15 protein-coding genes and 4 pseudogenes are annotated in these 14,737 nt (G+C 62.8%); 8 read left to right on the top strand and 11 right to left on the bottom strand.

Annotated features, from left to right (window positions below; all coding sequences use genetic code 11):
- Positions 1–32: 32 nt before the first annotated feature.
- From NKH89_RS18165 to NKH89_RS18150, 4 genes and pseudogenes are all read left to right on the top strand, one after another.
- Positions 33–248 (top strand): annotated as a pseudogene (locus tag NKH89_RS18165) (BufA1 family periplasmic bufferin-type metallophore); the annotation flags it as partial.
- A 33-nt stretch (positions 249–281) separates the two neighbouring features.
- Complete coding sequence (gene bufB, locus NKH89_RS18160; RefSeq protein ID WP_352909463.1) at positions 282–1,202, top strand: MNIO family bufferin maturase; 921 nt, start codon at positions 282–284, stop codon at positions 1,200–1,202.
- Positions 1,189–1,981: pseudogene (locus NKH89_RS18155) on the top strand (HvfC/BufC family peptide modification chaperone). Before bufB ends, NKH89_RS18155 begins: the two are co-directional and overlap by 14 nt.
- Positions 1,982–1,986: 5 nt before the next feature.
- Positions 1,987–2,468: pseudogene (locus tag NKH89_RS18150) on the top strand (DoxX family protein).
- Positions 2,469–2,487: 19 nt separating this feature from the next.
- On the opposite strand, the gene NKH89_RS18145 reads toward NKH89_RS18150, so the two are convergent.
- The 5 genes from NKH89_RS18145 to NKH89_RS18125 all read right to left on the bottom strand — a co-directional run bounded on the left by NKH89_RS18145 (position 2,488) and on the right by NKH89_RS18125 (position 6,768).
- Entirely contained in the window at positions 2,488–2,958 is a 471-nt protein-coding gene (locus tag NKH89_RS18145) for a molybdenum cofactor biosynthesis protein MoaE (RefSeq protein WP_352909461.1), read from the bottom strand.
- Between the two features lie 3 nt (positions 2,959–2,961).
- Positions 2,962–3,219 (bottom strand): molybdopterin converting factor subunit 1, encoded by a 258-nt coding sequence (gene moaD, locus NKH89_RS18140; RefSeq protein WP_352495589.1) that lies wholly within the window; start codon positions 3,217–3,219, stop codon positions 2,962–2,964.
- Between the two features lies 1 nt (position 3,220).
- Entirely contained in the window at positions 3,221–3,817 is a 597-nt protein-coding gene (gene pgsA, locus NKH89_RS18135; RefSeq protein WP_352909459.1) for a CDP-diacylglycerol--glycerol-3-phosphate 3-phosphatidyltransferase, read from the bottom strand.
- A 99-nt stretch (positions 3,818–3,916) separates the two neighbouring features.
- Positions 3,917–5,995 carry an excinuclease ABC subunit UvrC gene (gene uvrC / locus NKH89_RS18130; protein WP_352495590.1) on the bottom strand — a complete coding sequence of 693 codons (2,079 nt, stop codon included), beginning with the start codon at positions 5,993–5,995 and terminating at the stop codon, positions 3,917–3,919.
- Positions 5,992–6,768 (bottom strand): SDR family oxidoreductase, encoded by a 777-nt coding sequence (locus tag NKH89_RS18125; protein ID WP_023719796.1) that lies wholly within the window; start codon positions 6,766–6,768, stop codon positions 5,992–5,994. Before NKH89_RS18125 ends, uvrC begins: the two co-directional genes overlap by 4 nt.
- Before the next feature lie 422 nt (positions 6,769–7,190).
- Here NKH89_RS18125 and NKH89_RS18120 point away from each other — a divergent pair, with 422 nt between their 5' ends.
- A complete protein-coding gene (locus NKH89_RS18120; protein ID WP_023719797.1) occupies positions 7,191–7,841 on the top strand; it encodes an outer membrane protein in 651 nt (216 codons plus the stop codon).
- A gap of 97 nt (positions 7,842–7,938) precedes the next feature.
- On the opposite strand, the gene NKH89_RS18115 is transcribed toward NKH89_RS18120, so the two are convergent.
- Positions 7,939–8,607: a Pr6Pr family membrane protein gene (locus NKH89_RS18115; RefSeq protein WP_352481788.1), complete on the bottom strand. Its 669-nt coding sequence runs from the start codon at positions 8,605–8,607 to the stop codon at positions 7,939–7,941.
- Between the two features lie 230 nt (positions 8,608–8,837).
- A complete protein-coding gene (locus NKH89_RS18110; RefSeq protein ID WP_023719799.1) occupies positions 8,838–9,434 on the bottom strand; it encodes a glutathione S-transferase family protein in 597 nt (198 codons plus the stop codon).
- 349 nt (positions 9,435–9,783) lie between these two features.
- Between NKH89_RS18110 and NKH89_RS18105 the strand changes: the two genes are divergently transcribed.
- Positions 9,784–10,392, top strand: a complete 609-nt coding sequence (locus NKH89_RS18105; protein ID WP_352909458.1) for a hypothetical protein — start codon at positions 9,784–9,786, stop codon at positions 10,390–10,392.
- A 457-nt stretch (positions 10,393–10,849) separates the two neighbouring features.
- On the opposite strand, the gene NKH89_RS18100 is transcribed toward NKH89_RS18105, so the two are convergent.
- Positions 10,850–11,380 carry a DinB family protein gene (locus NKH89_RS18100; protein WP_031194232.1) on the bottom strand — a complete coding sequence of 177 codons (531 nt, stop codon included), beginning with the start codon at positions 11,378–11,380 and terminating at the stop codon, positions 10,850–10,852.
- A 62-nt stretch (positions 11,381–11,442) separates the two neighbouring features.
- Between NKH89_RS18100 and NKH89_RS18095 the strand changes: the two genes are divergently transcribed.
- Complete coding sequence (locus NKH89_RS18095) at positions 11,443–12,078, top strand: TetR/AcrR family transcriptional regulator (protein WP_502895886.1); 636 nt, start codon at positions 11,443–11,445, stop codon at positions 12,076–12,078.
- Between the two features lie 41 nt (positions 12,079–12,119).
- Here the strand turns inward: NKH89_RS18095 and NKH89_RS18090 are convergent, their stop codons facing one another.
- A complete protein-coding gene (locus NKH89_RS18090; RefSeq protein ID WP_023719803.1) occupies positions 12,120–12,872 on the bottom strand; it encodes a sulfite exporter TauE/SafE family protein in 753 nt (250 codons plus the stop codon).
- Between the two features lie 126 nt (positions 12,873–12,998).
- Here NKH89_RS18090 and NKH89_RS18085 point away from each other — a divergent pair, with 126 nt between their 5' ends.
- On the top strand, positions 12,999–13,361 hold the full coding sequence (locus tag NKH89_RS18085; RefSeq protein WP_352481792.1) for a VOC family protein: 363 nt from the start codon (positions 12,999–13,001) through the stop codon (positions 13,359–13,361).
- Between the two features lie 38 nt (positions 13,362–13,399).
- On the opposite strand, the gene NKH89_RS18080 is transcribed toward NKH89_RS18085, so the two are convergent.
- Together NKH89_RS18080 and NKH89_RS18075 are read right to left on the bottom strand one after the other, a co-directional pair.
- Positions 13,400–13,852, bottom strand: coding sequence for a hypothetical protein (locus NKH89_RS18080; RefSeq protein ID WP_352481793.1), 453 nt, complete (start codon positions 13,850–13,852; stop codon positions 13,400–13,402).
- Positions 13,853–13,977: 125 nt separating this feature from the next.
- A pseudogene (locus tag NKH89_RS18075) lies at positions 13,978–14,613 on the bottom strand (23S rRNA (adenine(2030)-N(6))-methyltransferase RlmJ); the annotation flags it as partial.
- Positions 14,614–14,737: the final 124 nt, after the last annotated feature.

The following is a 14,737-nucleotide window of genomic DNA, read 5'->3' as shown; positions in this document are numbered from 1 at the left end:
AAAGGGTTTCGCAGGATTGCGGTCAATGAATGGCGATGGACGCCGGCAAGGAGAAGTGCTTTGGCGTCGCCTTGAAGGGACAGAACGACTGCAAGGCAGGCCCGGGAACCACCTGCCAAGGTACGTCGACCATCGACTACCAAGGCAACGCCTGGAAGTTCGTCGACGGCGGCACCTGCACGACGATGGACCTACCCGGCGGCCGCAAGGGCTCACCCACCGAGCTGACCCGCGACGTCCCATCGTAAGCGATGCAACCTGCCCGGAAAGCGGCGATGACGATGAGCGGACCGACTCGTCCAGCATCTCGCATGTTGAAGACCTCGCGCTTTCCGGCGCACCCGGTCGCCGGCCTTGCCGGCACCAGTTTCAAGCATGAGCATCTGACTGCAATCCTCGCCGACGGCCCCCAAAGCGGCTTCTTCGAGGTTCATGCGGAAAACTACATGGGCGCCGGCGGCCCGCCGCACGACGCGCTCGCCTGCATCCGCCGCAATTATGCCGTCTCGCTGCATGGCGTCTGCATGTCGATCGGCGGCCCGCAGCCGCTCGACAAGGCGCATCTCGGTCGTTTCAAGGCGCTGGTCGATCGCTACGAGCCGGCGCTCGTTTCTGAGCATCTCGCCTGGTCGACCCACGACACCACCTATTACAACGACCTGCTTCCCCTGCCCTACACGCCGGCAACGGTTTCGCGCGTGGCGGATCACATCGACGAGGTGCAGGGCACGATCGGCCGCCCGATCCTGCTCGAGAATCCTTCGACCTATGTGCTTTTTGCGGAATCGACGATGAGCGAGACGGATTTCATCCGCGAGCTGGTTCGGCGTAGCGGCTGCGGCCTGCTGCTCGACGTCAACAACGTCTTCGTCTCGGCCACCAATCACGGCTATTCGGCACGTTCTTATCTCGCGGATTTCCCGCTCGAACATGTCGGCGAAATCCATCTGGCCGGGCACGCCAAGCAGGAGGACGACGAGGGCGGCCTGCTGCTCATCGACAGCCATGACGGCCCGGTTGCCGACGCGGTCTGGAAGCTCTTCGACACCGTCATCGGCCGATGCGGGCCACTGCCGACGCTGATCGAATGGGACAGCGACATTCCCGAGTGGCCGGTGCTCAAGGCGGAGGCCGCCGCCGCCCAAGCCATCCTCGACCGTCATGCCGACAGCTATTTCGGAAAAGCCCATGCCGCAGGATGAGCTCCAGTCGGGCGATCTCGGCCGCCGGTTTGACTATGCCGCGGCATTCACCGCCGGTTTGCTCGATCCTGACCATGCCCCGCCTGACTCTGTCTCGGGGCCGAATGGGAAGGCTGCGGTCAAGCGATATGCCGTCTACCGCAACAACGTCACGGTCAGCCTGATCGATGCGCTGGCCGCCAGCTTTCCAGCGACGCTGCGCATCACCGGCCCGGATTTCTTTCGCGCGATGGCGCGATTTCACATCCGCGAAACGCCACCCACCTCGCGGCTTCTATTCGAATATGGCCGCGACTTTCCCGATTTCATCGAGCGCTACGAATACGCGCAGTCGATGCCGTGGCTGGCCGACGTGGCGCGCATCGAGCGGGCCTGGCTCGACGCCTATCATGCCGCCGACGCAGAGGCGCGCTGTCGGCTGAGGCGCTGGCGTCGATCCCTTGCGAGAGGCTTGCCGATACCGTGCTGCGGCCGCATCCGGCGACGCGGGTCGCGCGCTCCCGGTTCCCGGCAGTCACGGTCTTCGCGATAAACCGGAACGAGGCTCCTGTTGGGCCGATCCAGGCAACGGGCGCTGAAGATGCGCTGGTCACGCGGCCCGGCCTCGAGGTCTTCGTCCGCCACCTGCCGCCCGGCGGCGCAGTATTTATCTCGCATCTGATCGCGGGCGAGGCGCTCGGCGCGGCGGCCGCGGCGGCATTTGCGAATTCGAGCTTTCCGCCAACATTGCCGGCGTGCTGGAAGCGGGAGCCTTCACGACGGCACATCAGGAAAGGTGAGCACGATGAGCGATGGGCAGAGCGCGAGCACCAAACCGCGAGGGGTCGCCGCCTTCGTCGAAAGGCTGAATGCCGCCCTGCGCACGATCGCGACGCCATCGCTGACGCAGCTTGTCCTGCGCTGCGCCCTCGCCGTCCCGTTCTGGCGATCCGGCGTCAACAAATGGGACGGTTTTCTACAGTTGAACGGCTTCGCAGTGCTGCTTTTCAGCTCGGAACTCAAACTACATCTGCCGGGCGGCCCTTACGATTTTCCGGCACCTGGGCTGGTGGCGTTCGCCTCAGGATCCGCGGAGATCGTGTTGCCAGTTCTCCTTGTTTTCGGCCTGATGGCGCGACTGGCGGCATTCGGGCTGCTGCTGATGACGCTGATCATCGAGCTCACCGTGCCGGACGGCTTACCTGGGCGGCGATGGCGCTTGGCATCATGGCCTGGGGACCCGGCCGGATTTCACTCGATCGTCTGATCGGCACTGACAAAGGTTGAGGCCTCGCGGAAAGCCTGGTCAGTCTCGTTTCCAGCGGCTCGCCGCCTTGTCGTCGGCCTCCTTGGCGTCGACCCAGCCGCCCTCCGAACCGTCGCTATGGTGTTCCTTCTTCCAGAACGGCGCCCGTGATTTCAAATAGTCCATCAGGAAATTCGCGGCCTCGAACGCCGCCTGCCGGTGGGCGGAAGCCGCCACCACCAGCACGATGTTTTCGCCGGGCGCGATCTTGCCGTGGCGATGGATGGCGGTGAGGCCCTGCAGTGGCCAACGCTCGATTGCCTCGCCGGCGATGCGGGAAATCTCGGCTTCGGCCATACCGGGATAATGTTCGAGCTCAAGCGCGGAGAGCCTGCCTTGCTCGTCGCGGCAAAGGCCGGAGAAGGTCACCACAGCGCCGATGTCGTTGCGACCCTGGGTCAGCCTGGCGATCTCGGCGGCGACATCGAAGTCCTCCGCCTGGATGCGCACCACAGGCACCACCGCGGACATGGTTCAGCCACCGGTCATCGGCGGGAACAGCGCGATCTCGCGCGCGCCGGCGATCTTCTCGCGGTGCTCGACATGTTCCTGGTTGATGGCGACGCGGATCACATCAGGATATTGCAGCGCGTTCTCGTATTCCTCGCCGCGTGATTTCAGCCAGCGCAACAGGTCGGCGACGGTTTCAATGCCGTCCGGCAGTTCGACGTCTTCCTCCGGTCTGCCGATCCGCTCGCGCACCCAGGCGAAATAGATGAGCTTGGTCGACATGTTACTCGTCCATGATGTGCTTGAGGCCGGCGCGGAAATAGTCGTAGCCGGTGTAGAGCGTGACCAGGGCTGCGATCCACAGCAGCACCAGCCCGGTCTGGGTGGTCAGTGGAAAGATCTTGTCGCCGGCGGGGCCTGCAAGCAGGAAGGCAATGGCGACCATCTGGATGGTGGTCTTCCATTTGGCCAGTTGCGTCACCGGCACCGAGACCTTCAGGGCCGCCAGATATTCGCGCAGACCCGAGACCAGGATCTCGCGGCACAGGATGATGATCGCCGCCCACAGCGACCAGCCGGCGATGCCGGCATGGCGGTCGGTGTCGGCGGCGAGCAGCAGCAGGCAAGTGGCGACCAGCAGCTTGTCGGCGATCGGGTCGAGCATCTTGCCGATATTGGAGGTCTGCTGCCAGGCGCGCGCCAGATAGCCGTCGACGTAATCGGTGATCGAGGCGAGCAGGAAAATGATGAGCGCCGACCAGCGGGCGAAGTCGCTCGATTTCAGATGCCCTTCCAGGAAGAAGCACAGCACGACCAACGGCACCGCCAGAATGCGGGCATAGGTGAGCATGTTAGGCAGGTTGAACGCGCGCTGGGCCATGTTTGGGAACTCTTTCTGCCTGCTTAGTCAAATCAGAAGCGAATGTGGGGGGTCAACAGGCCAGAATCGATTAGCCAGCCGAAATATCGGCAATAGATCTTAGCTCTCGTGAAAATGATTGTAGACCAATTTCGCCACCTGCTCGGAAATGCCGTCAACCTTGACCAGATCCTCAACGGCGGCGCGGCTGACCGCCTTGGCCGTGCCGAAATGCATCAGCAGCGCGCGCTTGCGGCCGGGGCCGATGCCGCTGATCTCGTCGAGCGGGCTCTTGACCATCTCCTTCTTGCGGCGGGCGCGGTGCGAACCGATGGCGAAGCGATGGACCTCGTCGCGCAGCCGCTGGACGAAATAGAGCACCGGATCGCGTACGGGCAGCGAGAATGAGTCCCTGCCCTTGACGAAGAAGCGTTCGCGGCCGGCGTCACGGTCCTGACCCTTGGCGATGCCGATGGCCACGACGCGGTTCTCGATGCCGAGATCGGACAGGATCTTGCGCACCGCCGTCATCTGGCCTTGGCCGCCGTCGATGAGGATGACGTCGGGCCAGGCCGGAAAGCCGCCGGCGTCCTCGACATCGTCGCCCGGTCCGGTAGCGCTCGCCTCGTCCGCACTCTCGGTTTGCGGGGCATCGCCATGTTCCTTCAACAGCCGCGAGAAGCGCCGCTGCATCACCTCGCGCATCATGCCGAAATCGTCGCCCGGCGTGATCTCGGTCGAGCGGATGTTGAACTTTCGATACTGGTTCTTCACAAACCCTTCCGGCCCGGCGACGACCATGGCGCCGACGGCGTTGGTGCCCATGATGTGCGAGTTATCATAGACCTCGATGCGCACCGGCGGCTTTTCCAGGCCGAAGGTCTCGGCAAAGCCGGTGAGCAGCCGCGCCTGGGTCGAGGTCTCGGCGAGCCGTCGGCCGAGCGCTTCGCGCGCGTTCTGCAGCGCGTTGTCGGTCAGGTCCTTCTTCTCGCCGCGCTGCGGCACCGAGATCGACACCTTGCGGCCGGCGCGCGTGGAGAGCGCCTCCGCCAGCAATTCCTGGTCCTCGACGCCATACGACAACAGGATGGTGCGTGGCGTCGGCTTGTCGTCGTAGAACTGCGCCAGGAACGAACCCAGCACCTCGCCAGCTTCGAGCGCCGGATCGGCCTTGGGAAAATAGGCGCGGTTGCCCCAGTTCTGGCCGGTGCGGAAGAAGAACACCTGGATGCAGACCTGGCCGCCCTCCTGATGAATGGCGAAGACGTCGGCCTCGTCGACAGTCTGCGGATTGATGCCTTGATGGCTCTGCACATGCGACAGCGCCGCCAGCCGGTCGCGATAGATGGCGGCGCGTTCGAAATCGAGGTTCTCCGAAGCCTGCTGCATGGCGGCGGAGATCTCCGTCTTCACCTTCTGGCTGCGGCCGGAGAGAAAATCCTTCGCCTCGGCGACAAGCCTTGCATAGTCGCCATGCGAGATCTCGCCGGTGCACGGGCCGGCACAGCGCTTGATCTGGAACAAAAGGCAAGGCCGGGTGCGGTTCTCGTAGAAGGAGTTGGTGCAGCTCCTGAGCAGGAAGGCGCGCTGCAGCGAATTGATGGTGCGGCCGACGGCGCCGGCTGAGGCAAAGGGGCCGAAATAGTCGCCCTTGCGCGAGCGCGCGCCGCGATGCTTGTAGATGCCGGGGGAGACATGGTCGCCGGTCAACAGGATATAGGGAAACGACTTGTCGTCGCGCATCAGCACGTTGAAGCGCGGCCGCAAGCGCTTGATAAGGTTGGCTTCAAGCAGCAGCGCTTCGATCTCGGTGCGGGTGACGACGAACTCCATCGTCGACGTCTCGCGCACCATGCGGCCGATGCGGCTGGTGTGGAACCGACCTTGCGCGTAGTTGGTGACCCGCTTCTTCAGGCTGCGTGCCTTGCCGACATAGAGCACGTCGCCGGCGGCATTCATCATGCGGTAGACGCCGGGCGCGTTGGGCAGCCGCTTGACCAGCGTCTGGATCACCTCGGCGCCGACCATGCCGTCGGCATCGCCGGCATGCGGCGTCCAGTCGATGGCGGTGAAGGTGACGTCCGGACCAGCGGCTGCAGGCTCGACGACCTCCTCGGCTGCCTCGTCCTCGAGGTCGATTTCGGGCGGCAGGTCGTCGGCGCCGCCGCGCGTTTTTTGTTTCTGGTCCATGGGGCTCATTCCGTCATGCCTGTCACATCGGGCGTCTGCCATGCAAGATGCTGGCCGCCGTCAAGCGCGATCATCTGGCCGGTGACCGAGCGTGCCGCCCAGAGGTAACGGATGGTGTCACCGAATTCGGGCAATTCCGGGCCGCGCTTCAGGATCAGGCCGGCAATCTGCGCGTCGAAATCGCTGTCGTGCTGGCGCGTGTTCTTCAAGGTCGGGCCCGGACCGATGGCGTTGACGCGGATGCGGGGACCCAGCGCCTGCGCCATCATCTCGGTCGCTGCCCACAAGGTCGACTTCGACAGCGCATAGGAGAAATAACGCGGCGTCGGCCGCCAGACGCGCTGGTCGATCATGTTGACGATCAACCCCTCACTGCTCTGCGGCAAGGCCCGGGCGAAAGTCTGCGCCAACAGAGCCGGCGCCTTGACATGCACGGCGAAATGGCGATCCCAGGCCGGCCAGTCGAAATCGTCAACACTGTCGTGCTCGAACAGCGAGGCGTTGTTGACCAGCAGCGACACCGGTCCGAGCGCCGCCGCCGCGCGGCCGACAAGGTTGCCGACGGCGTCCATGTCGGTCAGGTCGGCAGCAACCACAGCGGCCCTGCCGTCTCGACCAAAATGACCACTGTTGATCCCGGCCGCCAGTGCCTCCGCCTCGGCCAGCGAGCGATTACAGTGAATGGCGACGGCAAAACCGTGCGCAGCAAGATCCTCGACGATCGCCCTGCCGATCCGCTTCGCCCCGCCTGTCACCAGTGCCGTCGCGGCGACCTTGCTCATCTGTCAATCCTCAATCTGATGCCGATTCCGACCTGCCGGGACCGGGCCGGCAAAATATGGCCTGCCAAGTGTTAAATCCCATTTCCACCTGGGGCAGGATTGTGGCAAAGTGGCCCGGTCGGCATTCTGGCTCGACCGGAATCCGGGCCAGCCCGACCGCAATATAGGGCGCGGGAGCCCTTGCACCAAGCCGTGTGCAGTGCAGCACGGCGAACCTGCTGACATCTCGCTGTTGCGAAGATGCAACGTCAAGGTTCTGCCTCATTCGTGCCAGGGAATGACCCAAGTTCAGGTTCGCTTCAGCCGCATTTCGACACGACATTTGGAACCGTTGAACGCCGGATCCGTTTCACCCCCCGGACGGGTTGAGGGCGCTCATGAAAAAACAAGCCTGTGTCCTGTGGCTTAAGGAGTAAAGAACAATGCAAGCCAATCTTAAATTTGCGCGACCGCTCGCGGTGGCGTTTGGGCTGTTCGCCCTCGGCGGAACCGCCTATGCCGCGGACGTGGTTCAGGAAGAGCCGCCGGCACCTGCCCCGATCGCCGAACTTCCGGTCGCATCCTGGGCCGGCCCCTATGCCGGTGTGAGCGTCGGCTACGGCTTCGCCGGCCATGCCGATGCCAAAACCGTTGGTGTCGACATCGATACCAAGGGCTTCGTCGGCGGCGTCTTCGGCGGCTACAACTGGCAGCAGGAGAACTTCGTCTACGGTGCCGAAGCCGATATCGGCTATAACGGCGTCAAGGGCGACGATGCCGGCATCGAGGCCAAGGGCGGCGTCGAAGGCTCGCTGCGCGCTCGCCTCGGCTACGCTGTTACCCCGGAAATCCTGCTCTACGGCACCGCCGGTGGCGCGCTGAAGAACCAGAAGGTGGAAGCCGCCGGCTTCAGCGACACCAACACCATGCTCGGCTGGACGGCCGGCGTCGGCACCGACATCAAGATTACCGACAATGTGTTCGGCCGTGTCGAGTACCGCTACACCGATTTCGGCGACAAGAACTTCGACGGTATCGGCAAGGTCAAGTCGACCGACAATCGCGTCACTTTCGGCGTCGGTATGAAGTTCTAAGTCGTCCAAGCCACGACACGAAAAAGCCGGGCCTCGCGCCCGGCTTTTTTTGTGCCCGGTGCCCATCCTGTCGGCATGGGCACGCGTGATCTCGAGGTCAGCGTTGAGCCAGCATCCGGTCGACCAGGACCAGAACTTCGGCTGCTGCGATGAAACCGAGGGCGATAGTGGCGGCATTCGACATGACTGCGACCCAGCCATTGGCGGACACATCTATGAACGGGTAAGCGTATTTCCCTTCAGCGACACCACGAGCCAGGGCATAAGCGAGATAGGCCAGGGGATAGAGCGCCCATAGAAGCGGATCGCGCCACGAGAGCCTCCCCTTTCGCGTGAATAGAAGCCAGAACAATAAGACAAGGACAGGATTGAGTTGGTGGAGCAGAAAGGTTGCTTCGGCGGTCGCGCCAGCCAAAGTGCGCAGCCCTTGGAGCAACACCGCGAAAATCACCCCGACCAGGGCCATCACGGCAGCCGTCCACGCCACCAGCGTTGGATGGTCGAAACGCTCCCCGAGGAGCGCTATGGCTGCGAATACAATGGCGACAAGACCGTTGGTCAGGATCGTGAAATATCCCACCAACACCCACAGCGAGCCAAGCATCGATGCACCGCCCTTGATCAAGGTGCTGAGTTCAAGGCCAATGCCAGTGCACGCGGATAGACAAATGATCAGGGCAAACAAGCGCTGTATCAAATCGCCCTCCCCCACCGGCTTACGTTTGAGAAAGCGACGATAAGACTGGGCGGAACGTCTGTCGACCAAAATGCCCCCAAGACCAACCTTCCAGCCTCGCCGGCCCGGCTCACTCCCAGCATGTCGAAATTGGCCGTTGCGCCTCCCCCGCCAGGAATCCGCTAAAGCGCGTCGCGTTCGACCGGCGGCATGCGACGCGCCTTAGGTTCCTGTTTTATGCATGTCGTTATCACAAAACCGCTGCACACTTTTGCGCGACATGCATTAGGGGAAGATCGGTAGCTTCGCCATCCCCGCCCTCAAGCCGGGATGCCGGGCTTCAGCTCCGGGAATTTCTCGTCGAAGCGTGCCGCCCAGCGCGTCAGCCGGCCGCGGCCCTTTTCCCATTTTCCGGCGAAGCGCAGCGAGAGATAGCCGAGGCAAGCGCGCAGCGCGATCTGGCCGACAGTGATTTTCTTCGGCAGCTTCGGCGGGTTGGCGTTGAGCAGATCGAGCGCGGCCGAAATCTTGCTCCACTGGCGCTCGAGCCAAGGCTGGTAGACCATCTCTTCGGGCCGCGTGCGCCGCTCATAGACCATCGACAGCGCGCAGTCGCAGATGCCGTCGGCCAACGCCTCCAGCACCTCCGCCTCGAGGCGCTTGTCGGGATTGCGCGGAAACAATGCGTTCTTGGACATCCGGTTGAGATGCTGGGTGATGGCGCGGCTGTCGTGGACCGAGCGGCCGTCGTCGAGCACCAGCACCGGGATCTTGCCGAGCGGATTGGCGCCGATCAGCGCGGCCGGCTTTTCCTCGGTCTTTATCGGCACGAGATCGACCGCAATGCCGGCATGAAGTGCTGCCATGCGCACCTTGGAACTGTAGGGAGAAGTAGACGCGTAGAGCAGTCTGGGCATTGTCGATTCCTGTTTACCGGCTACAGCTCCATATGTCCTGTTGGACGCGCAAGAGGACGCGGTAGCATTGTGACTTCGCGCATGACCCTCACCGAAAATCGATTCCGATTGGGGCTCGTGCGTGGGCACTGTTGACGACCGATCATGCTGGCTTCATCAACGGCCAGAGGCGGAAAACCGCGCCGCCAGCGCGCAGCCATTGTCTCGACTTCAATCTGGATGCGATGAGCCGGAGGTGCGGCGGCAGAAGCGAGCAGGTCGGACAATCCAAATCCGATCAGCTACCAACTCGGCCTTGCACCGAAGGTTGGTCTTTGGCAGCCACGAAAATCCCACCGGACTTCGCCGCGTGGCGAAGTCCTGGGAGCTGCGAAAAGACATCTTCCTCCCGCCTCTTTCTCGTCCTGCCCGACCGTCAGCTAGCAAGCGAGGCGCCTGTCCGGCATCCCGCCCTGGCTATCTTGAGTACTGTCCCCGGCGATCGGAGAGCGGCGACTACTTCTTGGCCTTCGCCTTTGCGGGCGCTGCCTTCGGCTTGGCCGCGGGCGCTGCTTTCTTCACTGCTGCGGAAGATTTTGCAGCGGCGGCCTTTGCCGGTGCTGCCTTCTTCGCAGCGGGTTTCGCAGCGGCCTTTGCAGCCGGCTTCTTGGCCGGTGCCGCCTTCTTTGCCGGTGCAGCCTTGGCCTTGGCCGGTGCTGCTTTTGCCTTGGCAGGTGCTGCTTTCTTCACGGCTGGTTTTGCTGCCGCCTTGGCGGCCGGCTTTTTCGCCGGCGCTGCTTTTGCCTTAGGCGCGGCGGCCTTCGCTTTGGCAGCGGGTGCTGCTTTCTTCACAGCAGTTGCGGCCTTTGCCGCCGCTGCTTTTACTGGTGCTTTCTTTGCCGGTGCCTTGGATGCCGGCGCTTTGGATGACTGCTTAGCCATATCATGCCCCTTCCGTTGTGCCGACGGCCGTTATTGACCCGGCGCGCAATGCATATCTGACTCGCGGCTTGCTAGCCAGCGAAGCATTAGAATGATTTCTGCAGCTTAAGTTTCGGTTACGGCGAGCGCGCGACCATTTTACCGGTGCAAAAATCGGCGGCGAATCTTTGTGTCGCGCAGCGAAGTTCTGCGACAGAAATTCTGCTCGCTCTATCTCGACCGGTCTTCGCGTCAAGCTCAGGACCTTTTCGACCAGCTCTGCGCTTCAACGTCCGACGCTCAGCGCGAACATTGTCAAGAGCGAAGGCGGTCGCCCGCCTCGTCTTGTCCGAAACGATAAACTACAGGTAAGTACGAAGCAACGCGACGAGCACGCCGCTGCACTATCTTGCACGACGCGATGAAAGTAAGCAGATAGCTCGCATTTCTGAAAGACAGGATATCGCTCGATAGATCCGGTCGAGCCGATCTCCTAATCGAAAACGCTCGGCCGTTCAGGCGCCGAGCGGCTCGCGCTGCTTCTGCAGCCGGCGCGAAGGCTCGGCCCTGTGGAGATGGACGGCGAAGGTATCCCATGGCGGCGTGACGGAAATCTGCGCCAGGATGCGCCCCGCTTCACCGCGATGATAGACGCCGTGCAGTACGACGTGGGTCAGCATTTCCTGTCGCGACATCAATGCCTTATCCCCGTCGGTGAACACGAATGCGACGGGCTCGGAGAGCTGTTGCGACGAAACGGTTTCGAGATAATCGAGATACCACCGATCGGTCGCCGCGACTGCGGCACGAAGTTCGTCGAGGGCCGGCGTGTCCTCGCTGGCGTCGGCGGAGTAGCCATGGCTTGCACCAACCAGGTGGGCTGAGAATATCGGCGACACCACATGGCTGTGATCGATGAGCCGTATCACGGCCTGCCGTTCCTTGCCGTGAACGGGCGGGTCGAGACTGACGAGCCTTTCCAGCAGTTCGTCATTTGCCCAGGCCTGATAGGCAAACAGGCTGCGAAGCAGGGCGTGCGCACTCATGGTCGGTGTCCTTTTCTGGAAATGCGAGTATGTTGTTCATATTTTCAGGAGAATGGGCGGGCGTGTCTACTCGCATTGCAAAACCGTATCCGCGCATGCGCAAGCAGCCGCGCCAGGCGCGTTCCAGGGCGACCGTAGAGGCGATCGTCGAGGCAGGGGCTCATGTTCTGAGCGGGCTGGGCTGGGCCGGCTTCACCACCAACAAGGTGGCCGAGACTGCGGGCGTGAGCATCGGCACGCTCTACCAGTATTTTCCCGACAAGCTTTCCCTGCTCGAAGCCGTCCGGCGCCGTCATTTCGATCATGTGCTGTCGGTCATTCGCGATTCGGCGGAAGGCCAAAAGCCGCTCAGGAAATTCGCGCAGGAGCTGGTGCGCGGCATGATCGCGGCGCACAGCATTCACCCGACACTGCATCAGGTGCTGCTCGACGAGGCGCCGGGCGATCGCGGCTCCAGGGCCGCCCACGCTTCGTTCCAGACACAATATCTCAACCACTACGCGACCGCCGTCGCCGCCTATCGCAAGCCAAGGAAAGGCGCCGACATGGAGACCGTCGCGCGCGTGCTGTCGTCGGCGATCGAAGGTGTGATCCATAACGCGGCACGCCGGAACATGCTCGCCGCGCCGGAGCTGCAAAAGCAACTCGTCGAACTGATCTGCGCCTACCTATCGGGCGCGGGCCGCATCGGTCGATAGCGCAGGGCACGGCGGAAGTCGGGGATTTCTGTACGTCGGATTCAAACCCGGCTCATGAGATGCGGCAAGGCCGATGCCAGCAATGCCGCACCTGATGCGGCCAAGAGCGTGAGGACGATCTTTCGAAACGTTGCTTCGCTGATGCCGATGTAGAGTCTCGCGCCAAGGAGTGTCGGTATCAACATCGCCGGCGCGACGATGGCAAACATCGGCAGCATTTCGAGCTTGATCTTTCCGGTCGCAAGATAAGCGGCCATCGTCATGGAGAGGGTCACAAGGTTGAAATTCTGGATGACAATGCGCTGCCTGTCCTTTTCCCATTGCCGCAGCACGCACCACAACGTTGGAACCGGGCCGGTGAAGCCGCCAAGCCCGCCCATGATGCCGCCAACCAGACCTATTGCACCGTCTGCAACAGGACCCCCGAACGTGATGGGAGGGAGGCGACGGGCAAAAAGCATCAAGGGACACCAAACGACCAGCAGCGCGCCGAAGATCAACTTGAACAAGTGCACATCCAGCAGGGGCAGGATGGCGACACCGACCGGAATTCCTATGGTCCCGCCGATCAGGAATGGCAGCAGAAGCTTGAGGTCGAAACCCCGGCGGACGGTGACGGCGGCGATGATTTGGCCGGTGAGCGCCCCAAAGACCGCCATGGCAGCAGCAAGCTGGGGCTCCACGGTCCAAACCCAAAACGACATGGCAACCAGGCTGAAAGCGAACCCGGACAGCCCTTGGACGAAACCTGCAACGACCGCCCCAATTGCAACAATATAAACAAGCGAATCCATGTAGTGCTGTTTCCCCGCAAAGTGATCGATGTGGCCGGTTGGCGTTGACCTGCATGGAAATCTACGATTTTCGCAACCTCCGTCCGACCTTAAGCGCCGGACAGTCCACACACCAGAGAGGTATGAATGCCCCCCTTGCCGAGCTTGGCATTTGTCACATGGTTTTCGGCTGACCCCAGATCAGCCGCGGCTTTCTATGCGAATTTCGGAATTGTCTTCAGGCAAGAGCAGCACGGCTCCGGTCCGATACATTTCGCGTTCCAAGGTCAAGGGCTCGCGATCGAACTCTATCCGGCAAACGAAGGAACGACGGCGGAAGGAGCGGGAACGATGATCGGCTTCGAGGTCACCGACGCGGACGAAGCGGCTTCTGCCGCGAAGGCCAATGGTTTTGGAATCATTGCGGATGTCAAGGCGACGGCTATGGGCAGGCGTGTGATCGTCCGCGATCCTGACGGCCGTCAGGTGTTTCTTTTCTCGACCACCTAAGTGACGCAACAATCCAACGGGAATCGGAAGGCACTGGTTCAGCGCAGGACGCGGCAGCGGCCGTTGTAGACCATCCAGCGGTCGAAGCCCGAGACGCAGAATTCGACATTGTCGCCTATCGAGGCAAAGCCTTGGCCTTCCTCGATCAGATACCAGATGGTGCGGGCGTGGCCGTCGGAGAGGCTGACGGTGGCGCCGCAATAATGGCGGCCGATTGGCCAGGTGTCGTCGGCCGGCAGATAGCGATGCTGGTGGATGCGCTGGAAGTCGACGATCTGCACATCCGGCAGATGCGGCACGTGATGCACCTGATACGAGAAGCGGTCGGTGATTTTGTTCAGCACCCAGGCCTCGCCGCAGACGCCGCTGTCCTCATCGGTATAGATTGCAAGGTCGGCGGCCTGCACCGCCTGAGTAACGCCGAGAGGCGCAGCCAGCGGCGTGCAAACGGCGAGCAGTGCGGCAAGGGCGGATTGGGCGAAGCGAGTCATGGCAGCCTCTCAAGGTCGACTGCGCGCACTGTGCGGATTCGCTGACGCGCGGTCAAGCGGTTGTAGTGACGATGGTTACGGTGACGATGGTTGCGCTGAGGGAACGGCAAGGACCGCACCTCAAACTACTCTCCCGCCAGCCAGTCCAGCGTCCAATGCGATGGCTGCTCGACAGCAAGCAGCCGGTGCAGCGCCGGCAGCAGCGTCCGCAACTCGCCCTCCAGGGTGAAGGGCGGATTGACCATCACCATGCCGCAGCCGTCGAGGCTCGGCTCGACCGAGGCCGGCCTGATCTCAAAGCCGACGTCGAGCAGCCTGGGAATGCCCGTTTGCTTCAGCGCCTTTCGGAAGGCGGCGACCGCCTTGCGGTCCTTGAGCGGATACCACAGCGCGTAAATGCCGCCTGGCCAGCGCCGATGGGCTCTTTGCAGCGCGTCGACCAAGCGACCGAACTCGCCCTCTTCCTCGAAAGGCGGATCGATGAGCACGAGGCCGCGCTTCTCCTTTGGCGGCAGATGCGCGCCGAGCGCCAGCCAGCCGTCGAGCTCGATCACCCGGGTCTGGAAGTCACCGTCGAACAGCGCCTTCAGCCTGGCAGCATCCTTAGGGTGCAGCTCGACCGCCGACAGCCGGTCCTGCTTGCGCAGCAGGTGCCGGGCGATCAGCGGCGAACCCGGGTATTTTTTCACGCCGCCGTCCGGATTGAGCGAACGGACGGCTCCAAGATACGGTGCCAGCAATGCCGCCGCCGGGGCGTCGAGGGGGGGGGAAGGCCCCCCCGGCGAGGCCCCCCGGCCGTAGGCCCGGGGTTTTGGGGGGGGTTTGTGGGCATAGGTGAGGGCCGGGGCGGGCACGGGGGGGGGTGAGCCCGGAAGCCGGGTGGAG

The organism is Mesorhizobium sp. M0923, from assembly GCF_040319365.1.
GTDB lineage: Bacteria > Pseudomonadota > Alphaproteobacteria > Rhizobiales > Rhizobiaceae > Mesorhizobium.
The sequence above is the reverse complement of the archived record's forward strand: the minus strand, read 5'-3'. Positions and strand labels throughout refer to the sequence as shown.

Excerpts from the sequence above, each read along its gene's own strand:
- NKH89_RS18120 (WP_023719797.1), top strand. The coding sequence starts at position 7,191 with ATGCAAGCCAATCTTAAATTTGCGCGACCGCTCGCGGTGGCGTTTGGG.
- uvrC (WP_352495590.1), bottom strand. The coding sequence starts at position 5,995 with ATGAGCCCCATGGACCAGAAACAAAAAACGCGCGGCGGCGCCGACGAC.
- NKH89_RS18145 (WP_352909461.1), bottom strand. The coding sequence starts at position 2,958 with ATGTCCGCGGTGGTGCCTGTGGTGCGCATCCAGGCGGAGGACTTCGAT.
- NKH89_RS18085 (WP_352481792.1), top strand. The coding sequence starts at position 12,999 with ATGCCCCCCTTGCCGAGCTTGGCATTTGTCACATGGTTTTCGGCTGAC.
- NKH89_RS18100 (WP_031194232.1), bottom strand. The coding sequence starts at position 11,380 with ATGAGTGCGCACGCCCTGCTTCGCAGCCTGTTTGCCTATCAGGCCTGG.
- NKH89_RS18080 (WP_352481793.1), bottom strand. The coding sequence starts at position 13,852 with ATGACTCGCTTCGCCCAATCCGCCCTTGCCGCACTGCTCGCCGTTTGC.
- moaD (WP_352495589.1), bottom strand. The coding sequence starts at position 3,219 with ATGTCGACCAAGCTCATCTATTTCGCCTGGGTGCGCGAGCGGATCGGC.
- bufB (WP_352909463.1), top strand. The coding sequence starts at position 282 with ATGAGCGGACCGACTCGTCCAGCATCTCGCATGTTGAAGACCTCGCGC.
- pgsA (WP_352909459.1), bottom strand. The coding sequence starts at position 3,817 with ATGGCCCAGCGCGCGTTCAACCTGCCTAACATGCTCACCTATGCCCGC.
- NKH89_RS18110 (WP_023719799.1), bottom strand. The coding sequence starts at position 9,434 with ATGCCCAGACTGCTCTACGCGTCTACTTCTCCCTACAGTTCCAAGGTG.
- NKH89_RS18125 (WP_023719796.1), bottom strand. The coding sequence starts at position 6,768 with ATGAGCAAGGTCGCCGCGACGGCACTGGTGACAGGCGGGGCGAAGCGG.
- NKH89_RS18090 (WP_023719803.1), bottom strand. The coding sequence starts at position 12,872 with ATGGATTCGCTTGTTTATATTGTTGCAATTGGGGCGGTCGTTGCAGGT.